A 1,119-nucleotide genomic window follows, 5' to 3' on the forward strand; every position below is an offset into this window, starting at 1 on the left:
TGCCGCGTCGTCGCGGCGGTACCGGCGTTCGGCTGCTTCCCGCTGCCGGAACGCCTCCTCGGCTCGCGCCCATCGATCCGTCATGCATCGTCCCCGGACGACGCGTCCCCGACCGACTTCAACACCGCACTCCGTTCGTCCAACCATCCTTGCAGGATCGCCACGGCCGCCGCCTGATCGATCACCTGCCGCTGGCCACGTGCTCGAACTCCGCTGTCGCGCAATGCACGTGCAGCAGACACCGTAGTCAAACGTTCGTCGGAAAGGCGTATCGCCACGTCGGGCAATTCTGCCCGCAATCTTTCAGCGAACCGGATGGCCATCGTGGCCGAGGTGCCTTTCTCCCCGCGCAGAGTGCGCGGCAAACCCACGATGACCTCGACGGCCTCGTACTCCCGCACAATCTCGGCAATTCTCGCGATGGCGGGCGCGGCGGCGCCGCGCGCGACCTTCTTCGCGCGTGGCACCGTCTCAACGGGCGTGGCGAGGATGCCATCGGGGTCACTGGAGGCGACACCGAAGCGGACACTGCCCACATCGATGCCGATGCGTCGGCCCCAGCCGGGGTCGGTGGCTGGGTCGGGGCGTTCGGAACGCTCCTGCTCACCCATGTCAGCCGGCGATTTCGGCCACCCGTGCCCGGACCGCGGCTAAACCGGCGGGGATGCCCGCGGGGTCGGTGCCCGCGCCCTGTGCCATCTCGGGCTTGCCGCCGCCGCGACCGGAGATGCTCGGGCCGAAAGCCGACACCAGCTCACCGGCCTTGAAACCGAGCTCCTGGGCGGGCTTGTTGACCGCCACCACGAACGGCACCTTGCCGTCGGCGTCGCCGAGCAGCACCACCACGGCGGGCTCGCCGCCGAAGCGGCCGCGGACGTCGGTGGCCAGGGTGCGCAGGTCGGCGGCGGCCACGCCCTGCGGCGCGGCGGCGGCGACCAGCAGCACGCGCCCGACGCGCTCGGCCTCGTCCACGTACTTGCCCGCGGCGGCGAGCACAGCGGCGACCTTGGTGCGCTCCAACTCCTTCTCGGCCACCTTCAGCCGCTCAACCAACTGCTCGACGCGGGCGGGCACCTCGTCGCTCGGCACCTTCAGCGAGGACGCGACACCGGCCAGCAG

General features: G+C 70.9%; 2 protein-coding genes. Both read right to left on the minus strand.

Annotated elements, in window-relative coordinates:
- Positions 1–80 precede the first annotated feature (80 nt).
- Entirely contained in the window at positions 81–611 is a 531-nt protein-coding gene (gene ruvX, locus QH283_RS27700; protein ID WP_280505874.1) for a Holliday junction resolvase RuvX, read from the minus strand.
- A 1-nt stretch (position 612) separates the two neighbouring features.
- The coding region (locus QH283_RS27705; protein WP_280505875.1) for a DHHA1 domain-containing protein at positions 613–1,119 on the minus strand (507 nt) is incomplete at its 5' end.

The organism is Nocardia farcinica, assembly GCF_029867845.1.
GTDB classification, from domain to species: Bacteria; Actinomycetota; Actinomycetes; order Mycobacteriales; family Mycobacteriaceae; genus Nocardia; species Nocardia farcinica_A.